This window comes from Pseudomonas sp. Pseusp11, assembly GCF_047304405.1.
Lineage (GTDB): Bacteria > Pseudomonadota > Gammaproteobacteria > Pseudomonadales > Pseudomonadaceae > Aquipseudomonas.
Window position 1 is genome coordinate 26,717 of record NZ_JBGLZF010000049.1, and the last position, 15,852, is coordinate 42,568.

A 15,852-nucleotide genomic window follows, 5' to 3' on the forward strand; every position below is an offset into this window, starting at 1 on the left:
CGCTCAGCGATAAACCGGGAAGTCCGCGCACAGGGCTGCCACATGCTTGGCGACATTGGCCTCTACATCGGCGTCGCCTAAGTTGTCGAGGATGTCGCAGATCCAGCCGGACAACTCAACGCACTGTGCGACCTTGAAGCCGCGAGTGGTCACCGCCGGGGTGCCGATACGCAGGCCGGAGGTCACGAACGGCGACTGTGGATCGTTCGGGACAGCGTTCTTGTTCACGGTGATGTGGGCGCGACCGAGTGCTGCGTCCGCCTCTTTACCGGTGAGGCCCTGACGGATCAGGCTGACCAGGAACAGGTGGTTATCGGTACCGCCGGACACTACATCGTAGCCGCGTTTGATAAATACGCCGGCCATTGCCTTGGCGTTGTCGATCACTTGTTGCTGGTAGGCCTTGAAGCCAGGCTCCAGTGCTTCCTTGAAGCACACTGCTTTACCGGCGATGACGTGCATCAACGGGCCGCCCTGGGCACCAGGGAATACCGCGGCGTTGAGCTTCTTCTCGATTTCTTCGTTGGCCTTGGCCAGGATCAGGCCACCACGTGGACCGCGCAGGGTCTTGTGGGTGGTGGTGGTCACTACGTCGGCGTAAGGCAGCGGGTTCGGGTACAGGCCAGCAGCGACCAGACCGGCGACGTGAGCCATGTCGACGAACAGCAGGGCACCGACCTTGTCAGCGATCTGGCGGAAACGTGGGAAGTCGAGGGTCTTGGAGTAAGCCGAGAAACCGGCGACGATCATCTTCGGCTTGCATTCAACAGCCAGGCGTTCGACTTCATCGTAGTCAATCAAGCCGGTTTTGGTGTCGATGCCGTACTGCACAGCGTTGTACAGCTTGCCCGAGGACGACACTTTGGCGCCGTGGGTCAAGTGACCGCCGTGGGCCAGGCTCATGCCCAGAATGGTGTCGCCGGCTTGCAGCAGGGCCAGGTAAACGGCGCTGTTGGCCGAGGAGCCGGAGTGCGGCTGCACGTTGGCGTAATCGGCACCGAACAATTGCTTGGCGCGTTCGATGGCCAGGGCTTCAACCTTGTCGACGTGCTCGCAGCCACCGTAGTAGCGCTTGCCCGGATAGCCTTCGGCGTATTTGTTGGTCAGGCCACTGCCTTGCGCTTCCATCACGCGCTTGCTGGTGTAGTTCTCTGACGCGATCAGCTCGATGTGATCTTCCTGGCGTTGCTCCTCGGCATTCATCGCCGCCAGCAGTGCATCGTCGTAACCCTGAATCTGGTCTTGCTTGCTGAACATCGCGTCTCTCCCAGCGGCGGCGGTGCGCCTTTCGTCTCGGTGAGGCACTGGCATTTCGGCAGTGCCCTTTGATAGCGATGGTATGACCGGCGCAGACAGGTCAAATGCCTATGGACGCCACGCAAAGGTGCGTTTACGACATGGGCCGAAATGGGTGAACGGGCGAACACCCCTGTGGCGAGGGAGCTTGCTCCCGCTCGACTGCGAAGCAGTCGTGAAACCGACAAATTCGATCTAACTGACGAACCACATGCGCCGGGTTTGGGTCTGCTGCGCAGCCCAGCGGGAGCAAGCTCCCTCGCCACAGGGGACGGGTGTCAGGCGACGAGTTGGCGCAAGGCCAGAAGCGCGAGGAAATGCCCGGGATAGAGCGCGTAGGCCCAGCGGCGCATCGGCGGTGTCTGGATGCCTTGGGCATGTCGCAATAGCAGCAAGCCCAACAATGGCGCAATCAGACAAACGACAATACCCAAAATCGCCGCACCGCTGCCGAACCAGGCAGCGGAATACAGTACTTGCCATTGATTGGCCGCCAGGCACACCAACCCCGGCAGCAGGCTGAAATACCAGGGCCGCTGGATTACCAGCAACATCGCCAGCGGCAACAGCACACCGAAGAAACCGAACATCAGTCGCTGCGGGAACAGTGCAGCCAGCAACAAGGCAAGCGCCGCCAACAGTCGCGATTGCAGCATCCCGTGCCGCCAGCCACGCGCCACCAACAACCCCAAGACCAGCGTAGGCAATACATTCAAGGTGTCGTGATCAGGAATGTACATCCGATACGGAATTTCGCTCAGGGCACTGAACAGCAACAACCAACCGAGGTAGCGCCACTGGCCGTCGGTCGTCACTGTACGGACACGCGCCAGGTTCGCCGCCATCGCCAGACAGAACCACGGGAACGCCAGTCTGCCCGGCACATACAGCAGATCGAGGGAATAACCGACATATCGCAGGTGATCGAGCACCATGCTCAACAGCGCCAGCCACTTGAGCAGATCCAGTGCACCGTCCCTCTGCGTCATGTGCATAATTGCCCAAGGTGTTTGTATTTTTCTGACAGACTCATCCCGTGTGCTCCCCGGACGATCTTCGGTAAAGTGCACATCATCATTGACCAACGAAGCGCCACAAGCGCCTCGATCACGGAAGCCGGCCATGACCGACAAGAGCCAACAATTCGCCAGCGACAACTATTCCGGTATTTGCCCTGAAGCCTGGGCTGCCATGGAACAGGCCAACCACGGCCACCAACGCGCTTACGGCGACGATGAGTGGACCGCACGCGCGTCCGATCAATTCCGTAAGCTGTTCGAAACCGACTGCGAAGTGTTCTTCGCTTTCAACGGCACCGCGGCCAACTCGTTGGCCCTGTCGTCGCTGTGCCAGAGTTACCACAGCGTGATCTGCTCGGAAACCGCCCACGTCGAAACCGACGAATGCGGCGCACCGGAGTTTTTCTCCAACGGTTCCAAGCTGCTCATCGCCCGCACCGAAAACGGCAAGCTGACGCCGGAATCGATTCGCGAAATTGCTCTCAAGCGCCAGGACATCCACTACCCGAAACCACGCGTCGTGACCCTGACCCAGGCCACTGAAGTCGGCAGCGTGTACACCCCGGAAGAAATCCGCGCCATCAGCGTCACCTGTAAAGAACTGGGCTTGAACCTGCACATGGACGGTGCTCGTTTCTCCAACGCCTGCGCTTATCTGGGTTGCTCGCCAGCCGACCTGACCTGGAAGGCCGGCGTCGACGTGCTGTGCTTTGGCGGTACGAAAAACGGCATGGCGGTGGGCGAAGCGATTCTGTTCTTCAACCACAAACTGGCCGAAGATTTCGACTACCGCTGCAAGCAGGCTGGGCAACTGGCGTCGAAGATGCGCTTCCTCTCGGCCCCCTGGGTCGGGATTCTTGAAAACGACGCTTGGCTCAAATACGCCCGCCACGCCAACCACTGCGCGCAGTTGCTGGCCGAACTGGTGAGCGACATTCCTGGCGTCGAGCTGATGTTCCCGGTGCAGGCCAACGGTGTGTTCCTGCAACTCTCGGAGCCGGCCATCGCCGCACTGACCGCCAAGGGCTGGCGCTTCTACACCTTCATCGGCAACGGTGGCGCACGGTTCATGTGCTCGTGGGACACCGAAGAAGAACGCGTGCGGGAACTGGCAGCGGATATTCGGCACGTGATGGCGGCCTGACTCCCTCCCTCCCAGCCACAGACTCTGTGTTCCACCTCAGCTATTTGGTTGAAATGCGACTTTGTGGCGAGGGAGCTTGCTCCCGCTCGGCTGCGCAGCAGTCGTAAAACCAGCCAACGCGGTCCACCTGACAGACCGCATGCTCAGGCTTTGGGGCTGCTTCGCAACCCAACGGGAGCAAGCTCCCTCGCCACAGGTTCTGCGCTCGACCTCAGCTATTTGATTGGCAAGAGATCTTATGGCGAGGGGGCTTCCCCCCTTGCCACAGTCCCGCACGAGTTGGTCTACATTGACTGCGAGCCGTTTCGATCCACTCGGATCACGCCAATCGGGAGCGTCCGCATGTCACTACAAGGCAAAACCCTGTTCATCACCGGCGCCAGTCGCGGGATTGGTCGTGAGATTGCGCTGCGGGCCGCGCGCGACGGGGCCAACATCGTGATTGCCGCGAAAAGCGCCGCCCCTCACCCCAAACTGCCCGGCACCATCTTCAGCGTTGCGGCGGAAGTCGAAGCTGCGGGCGGCAAGGCGCTGGCATTGGAGGTTGATGTGCGCGATGAAGCCATTGTGCGCCACGCGATGGCTGACGCCAGCGAGCATTTTGGTGGCATCGACGCACTGATCAACAATGCAGGAGCGATCAAGCTGACCGGCGTGCAGCACATCGAACTCAAGCGCTTCGACCTGATGCACCAGATCAACACCCGCGCCGTGTTGCTGTGCAGCCAGGCCGCCCTGCCCTATCTGAAAAAATCCAGCGGCCACATCCTCAACCTGTCACCGCCGCTGAACCTGGCCACCAAATGGTTCGCCCAGTACAGCCCCTACACGGTGACCAAGTACGGCATGAGTATGTTGACCCTGGGTATGAGCGAGGAATTCGCCGCCTACGGCATCAGCGTCAACTCTCTATGGCCGCAGACCATGATCGCCACGGCCGCCATCGAGTTTCAGCTCGGATCGCGCGAATCTTTCAAACATGCCCGCACACCCGCGATCATGGCGGATGCCGCCCACATCATTCTCGACAGCAGCGGTTGCAGCATTACCGGTCGGTTGCTGATCGATGAGGAGATTTTGGGTGAGCATGGGGTGACGGATTTTGAAGGGTATCGGTATGCACCGGACAGCGACGCGCTGCTGATGCCGGATCTGTTCGTTGATTGATGGATCTACACACACCCTGTAGGAGCTGCCGAACGCGGCCCGAGCCTTCGGCAGCTCCTACGGGAGTTATTCAGTGGCCATCTAGACCGATCAATACTCGATCCGCACGTCACCCTTCGGCACGCTGCAGCAAGACAGGATGAACCCTTCAGCTTCGTCTTCCTCGGTAATCCCGCCGTTGTGTTCCATTTCCACTTCGCCGGCAAGCTTCATTACCTTGCAGGTGCCGCAGATGCCCATGCCGCAAGCCTTGGGGATCATCAGGCCAAGTTTGGCGGCAGCGGCGTGAACGGTTTCGCCCGGGGCCACGCGGATGCTCTTGCCGGAGGCGGTGAATTCCACCTGGTTCAGGTCGGCGGCGTCGATTGCGGGGGCGTCGGCCGCTTGTTCAGCGTGTTCCTCTGCATCGGCGATTGCCTCAGGCGGCGTGGCGCCGAAGGACTCTTCGTGGTAGCGCTTCATATTGAAGCCGGCGTTTTCCAGCAAACGCTTGACCGCGTTCATGTAAGGCGTCGGGCCGCAGCAGAACACTTCCCGCTCAAGGAAATCCGGGACCATCAGTTCGAGCATCTTGTGGTTGAGATAACCGCGGTATCCGGCCCACGGCTCACCGAAACCGTGTTTCTCGCAGATCAGATGCAGGCTAAAGTTTTCGATCCGCGCCGCCATGTGTTCCAGCTCGCGGTGATAAATGATGTCTTTCGGCGAGCGGGCGCTGTGGATGAAGGCCATATCGACATTGCCGTTGGTATCGAAGAACCAGCGCGCCATGGACATCACCGGGGTGATGCCCACACCTCCGCTGAGGTACAGCACTTTCGGGTTCGGAAAGTCGATGGCGTTGAACAGCCCGACCGGGCCGTGCACCGCCAGTTCGTAGCCTTCATGCAGGGTGTCATGCAACCAGTTCGAGACCTTGCCGCCCGGTACGCGCTTGATCGTCACCGAGAAGCTGTATGGCACCGACGGCGAGCTGGAAATGGTGTACGAACGCATGATCTGCTGGCCTTCGATTTCCAGCTCCAGGGTGACGAATTGCCCCGGTTTGAAGAAGAACATGATCGGCTGGTCGGCCATAAAGCAGAAGGTGCGCACATCCCAGGTTTCCTGGATGACTTTGACGCAACGGACAATGTGTCGACCATTGGCCCAGGTCTGGGTGGTTACCGGGTTCAGGAAGTTGTTGGACATGCTGATCTCCACGGCCGACTACCGGCCTTTATGTTGGCGATTCTGCGTATAGAGCAGCCCCGCCATTTACCTATCTGCGACATTGACATACTTATCGCGACCAGCCCCCAATTACCGGGGGTTGCGCGTCGGGAACAGATTGGGCCATGTCGCCCATGGATAAGGTTGTGGTGCGCGCCGGCCCCACACTCGCCCCATACCAAGACACAACCTTTACACCTTGCGTAGCAAACCTGATTAGCCACTTTCGCCGGCCACACAGAATGGCCTTGAGGATTAAACGATGGACGTCACCACTACCCTGAGCCTGGGCGATCCACTGGAACCCGCACGCAAGGCCACTGCGCAGATGCTGCAAGAGCGCGAGCGCACTTTCTCGCTGCCGCAGCCGTTTTACTCTGACGAGCGGCTGTTTGATATCGACATGCAGGAAATCTTCCAGAAAGAGTGGTTGATCGCCGGCATGACCTGCGAGATCCCGACCAAGGGCAACTACCTGACCCTGCAGGTCGGCAAGAACCCGATCATCGTGATTCGCGGCGCCGATGGCGTGGTGCATGCGTTCCACAACGTCTGCCGCCATCGTGGTTCACGCCTGTGCACCAGTGAAAAAGGCAAAGTCGCCAAACTGGTCTGCCACTACCACCAGTGGACGTATGAGCTGGACGGTCGCCTGCTGTTCGCCGGGACCGAAATGGGCGCCGACTTCGACATGAAGCAGTACGGCCTCAAGCCGGTAAACGTGAAAACTGCTGGCGGTTACATCTTCATCAGCCTGGCGGAAAACCCGCCAGCCATCGATGACTTCCTGTCGACGCTCAGCCATTACATGGAACCGTACGACATGGAGAACACCAAGGTGGCGGTACAAACCACCTTGATGGAAAAAGCCAACTGGAAACTGGTGCTGGAAAACAACCGCGAGTGCTACCACTGCGGCGGTTCACACCCCGAATTGCTGAAAACCCTGCTGGAATGGGACGACGTCACCGACCCGCGTGCCGACCAGGCCTTCAAGGACCACGTAGCCGCTTCCGCCGCTGCCTGGGAAGCCGAGAAGATCCCTTACGCCCACGCCAGTTTCGGCCTGCGTAACCGTATCGTGCGCATGCCGCTGCTCAAGGGCACCGTATCGATGACCATGGACGGCAAACAGGGCTGCGCCAAACTGATGGGCCGCATCAAGAACCCGGACCTGGGCTCGATGCGCATCCTGCACCTGCCGCACTCGTGGAACCACTGCATGGGCGACCACATCATCGTGTTCACCGTGTGGCCGATCAGCGCCCAGGAAACCATGGTCACCACCAAGTGGATCGTCCACAAGGACGCGGTCGAAGGCGTGGACTATGACGTGGAGCGCATGCGCCAGGTCTGGGATGCCACCAACGACCAGGACCGTCGCCTGGCCGAAGAGAACCAGCGCGGGATCAACTCCACCGCGTACCAGCCAGGGCCTTACTCCAAGACCTATGAGTTTGGTGTGGTGAACTTCGTGGACTGGTACAGCGAGCGCCTGCTGAACAACCTCGGGGCCGAGCCTGCGCCTTACCTCAAAGGCGTGCCGGTTCAGGGTTAATCAAGATCAAAAGATCGCAGCCTGCGGCAGCTCCTACAGGGTTTTGTGTACACCTGTAGGAGCTGCCGCAGGCTGCGATCTTTTCAACGGCAACGCACAATTACTGTAATACCGAAGACCATCGCACCGAACCATCCTCGCCAATAAACGTCTCTTCGATGTTCTCCCCCACCAGCCGCACCTTCACATAACCGTTCAACACCCGATCCGGGTACGCCTCATCCCGCGCATTCTGCGTTTCCGACCACAGCACCCCCGGATGCCCGTTCAGCTCGCTGGCATTGCCATAGGGAATCGCCCCATGCCCTGCGCAACGTGCATGCAAGCCACCTTGAGTGGCATAGCAGATGCCGTTATGCAAATGCCCCCAATACCAGTAATCCGGCTCGCGTCCCAAGGCATCGCAGACCGGCTTGTACAACGCGGTCTTGTCACGCCCGGTAATGTCAAAGCCCTGGTGATGACTGAGCACCATGATCTTCTTGCGTTTGGGCAAGTCTTTCATCCAGTCGATCTGCTGCTTGTTCAGCGCGCCGTCCATATACAGGTTGATTGGACTGGAGGCATAAGCCGAGTCGATCCCGACCACCAGCCAGTCATCGTTGTACAACGCAAAATAACTGGTGCCCTGCTGTGCTGGAAAACGCTTGGCCAGTTCCTTGAAGTAGCCATGGGCGCCGCTGTACATCTCGTGGTTGGAGTTGAGGGTGAACGAGCCGTGCTTGCCCATCGGCCAGCCGACCATGTCGACGTCTTCCTGGGAGCGGGTGCCGGCGTAATACACATCCCCCAAATGGATGGTGAAGTCGGCCTGGGCCAGTTGCATCTGATTGGCCACCGCTACCGCCGGGGCATGACTGTCGAACGGCCCGGTGCCCCAGTCGCCGGCGATGGCCAGGGTCACGTCACTGTCCATGCGCATCAACGCCGGATTGGTGGCGAACGGTGCGTGATGCCGCAGGTTCTCGATCCACTTGAGCAGCGCTTCGCTCCACAACAGATCCAGCAGCTCCCATTTGCGACAACCGAGCAGGCTGCCATCCTTGAGCACTTGGGTCTGCAGCTCATCTACCGATTGCGGCAAGGGGCTGGCGTTGCCGATGTGCAGGATCGACAAACCGTGGGACAACTCCCACGGCACACTCGGTTGATCGTCCGGCATGTCGCCGTGCTTGAGCACGTATTGCGCCTGATCGTGCCCCCGCTGCAGCAGCGCGACGATGGCCTGGTACTCCTCCGGCTCAAGCTCGCTGACGAGCTTCTTCCAGGCCATTTCCAGGCGGGTGACCAAACCATGCAAACGTAGCTTGACCTTGACGTACTCATGTTCCCAATGACTGACCAATGACATGTCGACTTCCTCCATCCGTAGTGGAATCACAGGGTTTTCATGAACTCGATGAGCGCCCGCTTATCGAGTTCCGACAATTGCGTGCCGTACAGGTGGCCACCGTTGTGGTTGCCCTCCAGGCGCGTGTCGTATTTGAAGTCCGCCGAGGCTTTCACCTGCTCGCCACCGGTGACGAAGCCGACCTTGTCCTTGTCGTAAATGTCGGAGCCGGTGAAGAACACCTGCGGCCGCAGTTCCGGTGGTTGCAGCAAATCCCACAGGGTCGGCACCGAACCGTTGTGCAAGTACGGCGCGCGCAACCAGATGCCGTCGGTGGGCGTGTTGCTGTAGCTCTGGGTCTTGCGGTAAGCGCCAAAGTCGAACGGCGGTTTCTTGAAGCCGTGGAAGGCTGTCACTAAACCGGTGGTGAACGAGTTCAGCCGATGGGGATCGGTGCCCAGTTCATCAATAGTGGTGGTGACCTGACCGGTGTCGGTGCGGCCGAAGTCATGGCAACCGGCGCAATTTTTTTCCCAGACCGGCTTGCCCCGGGCGATTTTGGCCTGATCCAGCGCGAACGGCCAGGCCGGTGCCTTGTGGCCCAGCAGCCAATTGGTCACCCGGTTGAAACTGTCCGGCAGCACCGACTCCGGCGTCGCGCCCACGGCCATGGCCGCCGCGTAGTTGCGCTCATGGATATCGTTGTTGTTGCCGTCCCAGTGCAGGTACAGCGACTCCCGGGGTTTCTGGTTCCAGACTTGCGGCAAGTCGACGGTGCCGATGGTCGAGTCATCCGGGAAGCCGAACACCACCATTTTCGTCGGGTTGAAGGTGTCGGTACGCCCCGGCCCTTGCGGTGCGCGCAGCTTCTGCCAGGCATAGGCCTGCTTTTGTTTGATCAGCGCGCTGGTGGCCATCGGGATGATCAGATAACGGTTGTACAGGCGCTCGAAGAACCCAAGCTGAAACTTGCTGTTGATCGCCGTCATCACCGCGTCAGGCGTGAATTTGGGGTCACTCGCGCAATCGTAGGCGAACCACTGGAAGGCCTGCAGCTGCAGGGTATTGGCCGGCGCGGAGGCCACCGGGGTCGCAACGTCGCTGGCATTGGCGCGGTAGGAGCCGGTGTGGCACAAGGCGCAGTTGGGCTCCACGGTCGGGTAGCCGATCTGCCGCTTGGCCATGCCGATCGGCAGGTCCTTGCCGTTCTCGTAGAGGAAACCGAACACTTCGTAACCGCCGGGCTTCGGCAGTTTCTCCGGGCACATCTGCGGCAACACGGCGAACAGGTAATAGGGAATCCGTGCTTCGATGCCCAGGCCGATGGCAGCGTATTTGTAGTGGTCTTCGTCAGAAGCGTATTGCTCGGCCGGCACCACCCGCAGCATCTGGTACCAGGTTTCGTAGCCGATAAACCCCAGCGCCAGCACCACGACCAGCGTGGCGACCTTGAAGCTGTGCCGCCGCCAGCGTCGCGCCCACGCTGCGCACCACTCACGCCAGCCATCGCGAAGCAGGGCGAACGGCCGATTGGCCGGCGCGCTGCCCAGGTACAGCAGAATCCCGAGGATCAGGAACATGCCCAGATCGCCCAGCAGCATCGGCACGAACACCTGGGCCTGGTTGCTGGTGTTGATCAGGTAAATCCAGAACGCCACGGCGACCAACCGCGACAATACGCACAGCCACGAATGCACCACGTATTTGGGGGCATTGAAGCCTGACGGCATGTAAAAAAGGCTGATCCCCACCAGCAACATGCCGGCGTTCTCCAGCCAAGGATCGGAGAGTTGTGGAGGCATCCCGAGCATCGAGGTCAGCAACGCCGGTGCAAACAGCGCCGGAATCGCGAAGACCATGTTCATTGCGATGCCTATCCAGATGAAGCGTTGAAACCAGCGGATGTAACTGTCCATGGCATCCATTTCCTTTTTGTCCCTAGCCACCAACGAATCTTGAGTGGGCACATACCCGTGGCGAGGGGGCTTGCCCCCGCTCGGCTGCGAAGCAGTCGTGAAACATGCAATCGCAATGTTCCTGAATGACCGCATTTGCCGATTTGGGGCCGCTTCGCAGCCCAACGGGGGCAAGCCCCCTCGCCACAACAAGCCCCAAGCCACAGGTGAGCAGTGCTAGCCGAGGGCGGTTTTCTCCAGGTGTTGCAGGATGATCGGGTACACATCGACCACCGCGTTCTTGCCGAACATGCAGTCAATATGCCCGTAACCCGGCACCACATGCCGGCTGTAGCGTTCCGGTCCATGGATTTTGCACACGCGCTCATAGGTCCTGAGCGTGCTTTCGGGCAAGTAGCACTGATTGTCTTCGCCGCTGATGAAGCAGATCGGCATGGTCAGCCGGTCGAAGTGCGGCATGTAGACGTCATGGCCCTTGAAGTCCACCAGATGGCCTTTGCGCAGGATCAGCGCCAGGTGCTCGAAGGTCTGTATGTTCGACTCGCCGAACAACTCGTGCAGGTTGTCGTGCAGGGTTTCGTTGAGCGTGTCATGGCGATACAACGACGCGTACATGAAGGTGATGCGGTGGCACACCGGGTTGGTGCAGTAACCTTGAGCCTCGATGCGGGCGTAGATGTTGAGGGCCTTGTCATAGAGTTTGTTGAACCAGCTCTCCTTGTTGTCGGCATACGCGGTGAGGGATTTGATGCCGATGGCGTCGAGCATCCCCGGCAAATGCAGACCGGCCTTGAGCCCTGTTGCCGTGGCGACCACCGTGTCCGCAGCGATCTGCGAACAGACCACCGAGCGCACGCCCTGCAAACCGGCCAGCAGCGACATGAAGAAGGTCGTCGCGCCGTAGCAATGCACCACGCACTGCACGTCAGCGGCGAGGGTTGCCTGCTGGATATGCTCGATGGCGGCCTTGAAGTCGTACTGGGCAATCTGGTCGCCGTTCCATTCATGTTTGCTGGCCGGCAGCAGGATGCTGACCCGGAAATCCAGGAGCCAGACGTCATACTCGTGCTTGCACAGGTACTCCAGCAGGTTGGTCTGGATGGTGTCGGTAGAGAAAATATTCGAGCCCACCCCCAAACCATGCACCAGCATCACCGGCCCCTTGCTGCCGCCCTGATAACGGGTCAGGCGGAGCTGGACGCTGTCTTCGGTCTGGAAGAACTGCACGCTTGGCGTCGGCGCATCCAGCGGCCGTTTCTGCCGGGGCGGCGCATCGGGGTTGAAGTAGATGTCGCCCGCGAACACCCCGCCATAGCTCTCCCACAAGATGCCGGCGAAGAACTTGCCGAACCGCGCCAGCCCCTCAATGCGCTCGCGTTCGTTGCGCGCGTTGAGCACCTTCATGGTGGTCATCTGCTTGGCGAAATCGGCCGGCTCGATGTGCATCACCCCCGAACCGATGACCTCGCCCGTCTTGTCCGGCCCGCGATACAGCGTCACGTAGAGCGTACTGGTGTCGTGCCAGACGTTAAGCACGCCGTTGTCTTCGGGCACGGTCTTGAATGCGCTGAAGTAATAATCGCTGCCGTCCTCAGCGGTCAGCTTCATGTCGTAATTCATGTGCCGCACGCCGACCTGTTCCTGATACTCCTCGAACAGATTGAACACGCCGTTGCTGGCAGTCAGCGGTTCCGGCGACAAGCCCGGCGCATCCAGGGTGCCGACCAGTGTCGCGGCGTGTTCCGGCTCCTTGATCATGCGATTGAGGTCGTTGGCGGTGATGGTCAAGGTGAATTCGATCGGTGAGTTATCCGACTTGCCGCGTTTGGCCGCCGCTTCGTAGAGTTTTAGATCGGTGCCCTGGGGCTGGGTGAAATCTTTGGAGAAATAGCCCTTCATGGTTTCGGTGAACTGCACGCCGAGGGTCGGTGCCGCCACCGGTTTGCGCGGTGCCGAGGGTAACGTGTAGTCGATGTGCCAACCACGATCGGCCGCCAGCAGCCCCATGTTGCGCTCGCTCACGGCAGAGATGGTCAGCAACGGATTGACCGCCAGTGAGGTCGGGATCACCGCACCGTCGGCCACGTACAGCCCGGCATAGACATCGGTGCCGCTGACGCCGCTGAACACCTGGCCCTTGTGGTTGACCACGCCTTGCGTTGCATCCTCGCCCATCACACAACCGCCCAATGGGTGCACGGAAACGATGCTGTGTTTGAGCAGCTCGGTCCAGATCGGGTTCTCGACCCAGATCCCGCCCAAGGCCTTGGTGCTCTGGTGCAAACGCTCGTTGCCGATCTTGACGTTTTCCTGCTCGCCAACGCCCGGCCAGTCGATGCGCAACTGATCCTTGCTGTCGAGCACCATGCGGCCCTTGCCGTCGTCGTGGCTCATGATCAGGTAGGTCTGCATGTTGTGCAGGGCGCCGTGATACGGGCCGCGCAGGAAGCTTTCGGCTTCGCGCTCGGCATATTTGAGCTTGCCGGTGAAGCTGTCATCGGTGGGTTTACCGATCAACCCGGCGAATGTGGCCATGCTCGGCACCATGGGCCGGCCGAGTGCGCCGGGGATCGAGCCTTCTTCGATGACCATACGGCTGCGCCAGTCGCCTTCGGTGCGCATGTCGATGATCGAGGTGATGCACGGGCCGACCGGTTTCATTTCCGAGGCCGGATGGGCACCGAAACCGATGCCGTTGATCGTTTCATCGCAATTGTGGCCGAAACCGAGGATGTCGCCGTTGCCGCTCATGTTTTCGCCAAGCTGATTGGACGTCGACAGGCCTTTGTCCCGAGAGCGCAGGAGGATTTCGGTGGAACCCAGGGTGCCGGCCGACACCACGACGATGTCCGCCTTGACGAACAGCGTCGGCGCGGAGAATTTCTCGCGGCCGCTGTCCAGGTATTGGAAGTGCACGATCCAGCCATCGCCGTCGCGCTCCAGATGCCGCACCTCGGCCTGGCAGAAAATCTCTGCGCCGTGGTTGCAGGCATCCGGCAGGTAATTCATCAACGTGGTGTTCTTGGCCTTGTTGTTACAGCCCGAAACGCAGTCGCCGCAGTGGTTGCACGGCAATTGCTCGACGCCGACGTGGTTGAGGTTGTTCGGCAGTTTGTCGAAGGTCACGTTGATCGGCGGCTTGTAGAAGTGCGCGCCTTGCTTGAGGTAATCGGCGGACTTCTGGTTAGCCTCGAGTTTGGGCAAGGTCGGAGCGGTTTTCGGATAGGGATTGGGCTTGAGCATCTCCCGAGCCCGGGCGTATCCGTCCTTGAGCAGCGTGTCGCGATGTTCACGTACCGCCAGCGGCCAACGCGGATCGTCGAACACACCGGGTTCCGGTTCCAGCGCGACGTTGGCGTTGATCAGCGACGTGCCACCCAGGCCGCAACCGACCACTACGTTCTGCTGGGCGTTGACGTGCAGGTCGAACAGCCCGGTGCGCGAACCGATGTGCCCGTCCGGGTCATGCACTTGCAGCTCTTCAGTGGCCGCCAGCATCGTATTGGGGTATTCGCCGGGCTGGATTTCCCGGCCTCGCTCCAGCAGGCATACCCGCTTGCCGGCCCGGGACAGGCGCGACGCCGCGATCCCGCCGCCGTAGCCGGAGCCAATGACGATCACGTCGTAATGTTCCTTGATATCGCTGATGGGCGTGGCGATCCGTGTCATGGGTCATTTCCTCTCAGGCAGATGGAGCAACTCTGCGGTTGCCTGCAATCGATAGACGAACAAACGCCTGGTCACCGGGCACGGTCGGGCCTCAATGGCAGCGGCGTAATGGCATAAGGGGGCCAGGTGCTATAGACGAGCGCGCTGATTGGCGGCGCGACGATGAATCCGCTTGTGCAACAAGGTGGCGGATGTCGGGACACAGGTCGTGCAGGGGCTTTGGTGCGAATGTGGCTGCGAGCGATGTGGCTGGCTATCCATCACGCGTTCTCCCTGAACCAGATGTGGATAAGTGACAGTTGTCCTTATGCGATGAGAGTGAAGACAGGCGACAGATCGAAGTCAAGGAAGTGCCTTAGAACTGTATGAAATCTGATCTATCGCGTTCCGGCCTATACGGGCCGTGGCTTACAGGGTTCAGCGAACAAGTTATCCACATCTCCACCCACAGCAAATGGGGACAACTGTGGGTGACAGGCTAAATCTATTCACAAAAACCGAAGAAAAACCGTGACTTATCCAGAAGCAGGGTTTTAGCCAGACACTGGTTATTTTTTAATCAGAAGCTTGCAGAGCACGGTTTACATGGCGCGCAGGGGATGGCGAACACCTTATCCACAGAAGCACCAACAGACTTTGGGGGCAACTTTGCTCGTTCTGTGGAAAACCGCTGAAACCCGCGAGAATTCGGGGTTTGCGGGAGGATTAGTGGGGGAAAACGTCGAATTGGACAATATTTGATCAACCTACTGAAAGCCGCGATCTATATGGGCTGTAGCGATGGGCGAACATGTTATCCACAGAAGCGCCAACAGAGATTGGGGGCAAGTGTCGGCCAGTGAGCGAGGTTATGCTGTGGAAAAAGCCCGAAAAAACCGTGGCTTAGGCTGGTTGTTTTTTGTACGGAGGGCTGCAGGGCTTGATTGGCATGGGGTGTAGCGAGGGGCGAACATGTTATCCACAGAAGCGCTAACAGGGATTGTGGGTAATGTTGGGGCCAGGTGTTGGGAGTGCATATCCATTTCTGCGGTAACGGCGGCTTATGGTTCCGCTCTTACAGCGGGTCACTTTGGAAAAGCGCCAAAGTAACCAAAACGCTTTTGCCCCGCCATTCGGTGCCTCGCCTAGGCTCGGCATGCCCTCACTCCGGCATTGCTCCGGGGGCCCGCCGCCATCGGCCATCCATGGCCGGGGGCGGCTACCGCGGCATCCCTGCCGCGGTGCCCCCTGCGCAACGCCTGCGTTCGGCCTCTGGGAAAGGGGCGTACAGATCAAGATCAAAAGCCAAAGCAAAGCAAAGCAAAGCAAAGCAAAGCAAAGCAAAGCAAAAGCAAAAGCAAAAGCAAAAGCAAAAGCAAGATCAAAAGATCGCAGCCTCGCTTCGCTCGACAGCTCCTACAGGGAAATGCGTGCACGTGAGATCAGGCCGGCCGGTAGGCCGCCTTGCTTTTGATTTTGACGCACCGCCCCCTCACGCCCTGAGCCTGTCCGTCAACCGGTGACTACCTCCATCGACGCCTCTACCAGCGTTGATCCGCGCC

Annotated in this window: 9 protein-coding genes; 3 read left to right on the top strand and 6 right to left on the bottom strand. The window is 59.8% G+C overall.

The genetic code is table 11. The features are described 5' to 3' along the window. Positions 1-3: 3 nt before the first annotated feature. Together glyA and ACCC96_RS26500 are read right to left on the bottom strand one after the other, a co-directional pair. Positions 4-1,257: a serine hydroxymethyltransferase gene (gene glyA / locus ACCC96_RS26495; protein WP_413697361.1), complete on the bottom strand. Its 1,254-nt coding sequence runs from the start codon at positions 1,255-1,257 to the stop codon at positions 4-6. A 317-nt stretch (positions 1,258-1,574) separates the two neighbouring features. Further along, positions 1,575-2,291 carry a TraX family protein gene (locus ACCC96_RS26500; RefSeq protein ID WP_413697362.1) on the bottom strand — a complete coding sequence of 239 codons (717 nt, stop codon included), beginning with the start codon at positions 2,289-2,291 and terminating at the stop codon, positions 1,575-1,577. Between the two features lie 127 nt (positions 2,292-2,418). Here ACCC96_RS26500 and ACCC96_RS26505 point away from each other — a divergent pair, with 127 nt between their 5' ends. Then, the gene (locus tag ACCC96_RS26505; protein WP_258671384.1) at positions 2,419-3,459 is read left to right on the top strand and encodes a low specificity L-threonine aldolase; all 1,041 of its coding nucleotides are present in this window, start codon (positions 2,419-2,421) and stop codon (positions 3,457-3,459) included. A 342-nt stretch (positions 3,460-3,801) separates the two neighbouring features. After that, entirely contained in the window at positions 3,802-4,626 is an 825-nt protein-coding gene (locus ACCC96_RS26510; RefSeq protein WP_413697363.1) for an SDR family oxidoreductase, read from the top strand. 90 nt (positions 4,627-4,716) lie between these two features. Here the strand turns inward: ACCC96_RS26510 and gbcB are convergent, their stop codons facing one another. Further along, positions 4,717-5,817 carry a glycine-betaine demethylase subunit GbcB gene (gene gbcB / locus ACCC96_RS26515; protein WP_019650290.1) on the bottom strand — a complete coding sequence of 367 codons (1,101 nt, stop codon included), beginning with the start codon at positions 5,815-5,817 and terminating at the stop codon, positions 4,717-4,719. A gap of 283 nt (positions 5,818-6,100) precedes the next feature. Here gbcB and gbcA point away from each other — a divergent pair, with 283 nt between their 5' ends. Further along, positions 6,101-7,396: a glycine-betaine demethylase subunit GbcA gene (gene gbcA / locus ACCC96_RS26520; RefSeq protein ID WP_019650289.1), complete on the top strand. Its 1,296-nt coding sequence runs from the start codon at positions 6,101-6,103 to the stop codon at positions 7,394-7,396. 100 nt (positions 7,397-7,496) lie between these two features. Here gbcA and ACCC96_RS26525 read toward each other — a convergent pair whose 3' ends face one another. The 3 genes from ACCC96_RS26525 to ACCC96_RS26535 form a co-directional block, all read right to left on the bottom strand. Further along, on the bottom strand, positions 7,497-8,747 hold the full coding sequence (locus ACCC96_RS26525; RefSeq protein WP_413697364.1) for a metallophosphoesterase family protein: 1,251 nt from the start codon (positions 8,745-8,747) through the stop codon (positions 7,497-7,499). Between the two features lie 26 nt (positions 8,748-8,773). Continuing rightward, positions 8,774-10,642, bottom strand: a complete 1,869-nt coding sequence (locus tag ACCC96_RS26530; RefSeq protein WP_413697365.1) for a hypothetical protein — start codon at positions 10,640-10,642, stop codon at positions 8,774-8,776. 216 nt (positions 10,643-10,858) lie between these two features. Continuing rightward, positions 10,859-14,311, bottom strand: a complete 3,453-nt coding sequence (locus tag ACCC96_RS26535) for a GMC family oxidoreductase N-terminal domain-containing protein (RefSeq protein WP_413697366.1) — start codon at positions 14,309-14,311, stop codon at positions 10,859-10,861. Positions 14,312-15,852: the final 1,541 nt, after the last annotated feature.

Coding starts and splice junctions, on each gene's coding strand:
- glyA (WP_413697361.1), bottom strand. CDS start 1,257: ATGTTCAGCAAGCAAGACCAGATTCAGGGTTACGACGATGCACTGCTG.
- ACCC96_RS26500 (WP_413697362.1), bottom strand. CDS start 2,291: ATGCACATGACGCAGAGGGACGGTGCACTGGATCTGCTCAAGTGGCTG.
- ACCC96_RS26505 (WP_258671384.1), top strand. CDS start 2,419: ATGACCGACAAGAGCCAACAATTCGCCAGCGACAACTATTCCGGTATT.
- ACCC96_RS26510 (WP_413697363.1), top strand. CDS start 3,802: ATGTCACTACAAGGCAAAACCCTGTTCATCACCGGCGCCAGTCGCGGG.
- gbcB (WP_019650290.1), bottom strand. CDS start 5,817: ATGTCCAACAACTTCCTGAACCCGGTAACCACCCAGACCTGGGCCAAT.
- gbcA (WP_019650289.1), top strand. CDS start 6,101: ATGGACGTCACCACTACCCTGAGCCTGGGCGATCCACTGGAACCCGCA.
- ACCC96_RS26525 (WP_413697364.1), bottom strand. CDS start 8,747: ATGTCATTGGTCAGTCATTGGGAACATGAGTACGTCAAGGTCAAGCTA.
- ACCC96_RS26530 (WP_413697365.1), bottom strand. CDS start 10,642: ATGGACAGTTACATCCGCTGGTTTCAACGCTTCATCTGGATAGGCATC.
- ACCC96_RS26535 (WP_413697366.1), bottom strand. CDS start 14,311: ATGACACGGATCGCCACGCCCATCAGCGATATCAAGGAACATTACGAC.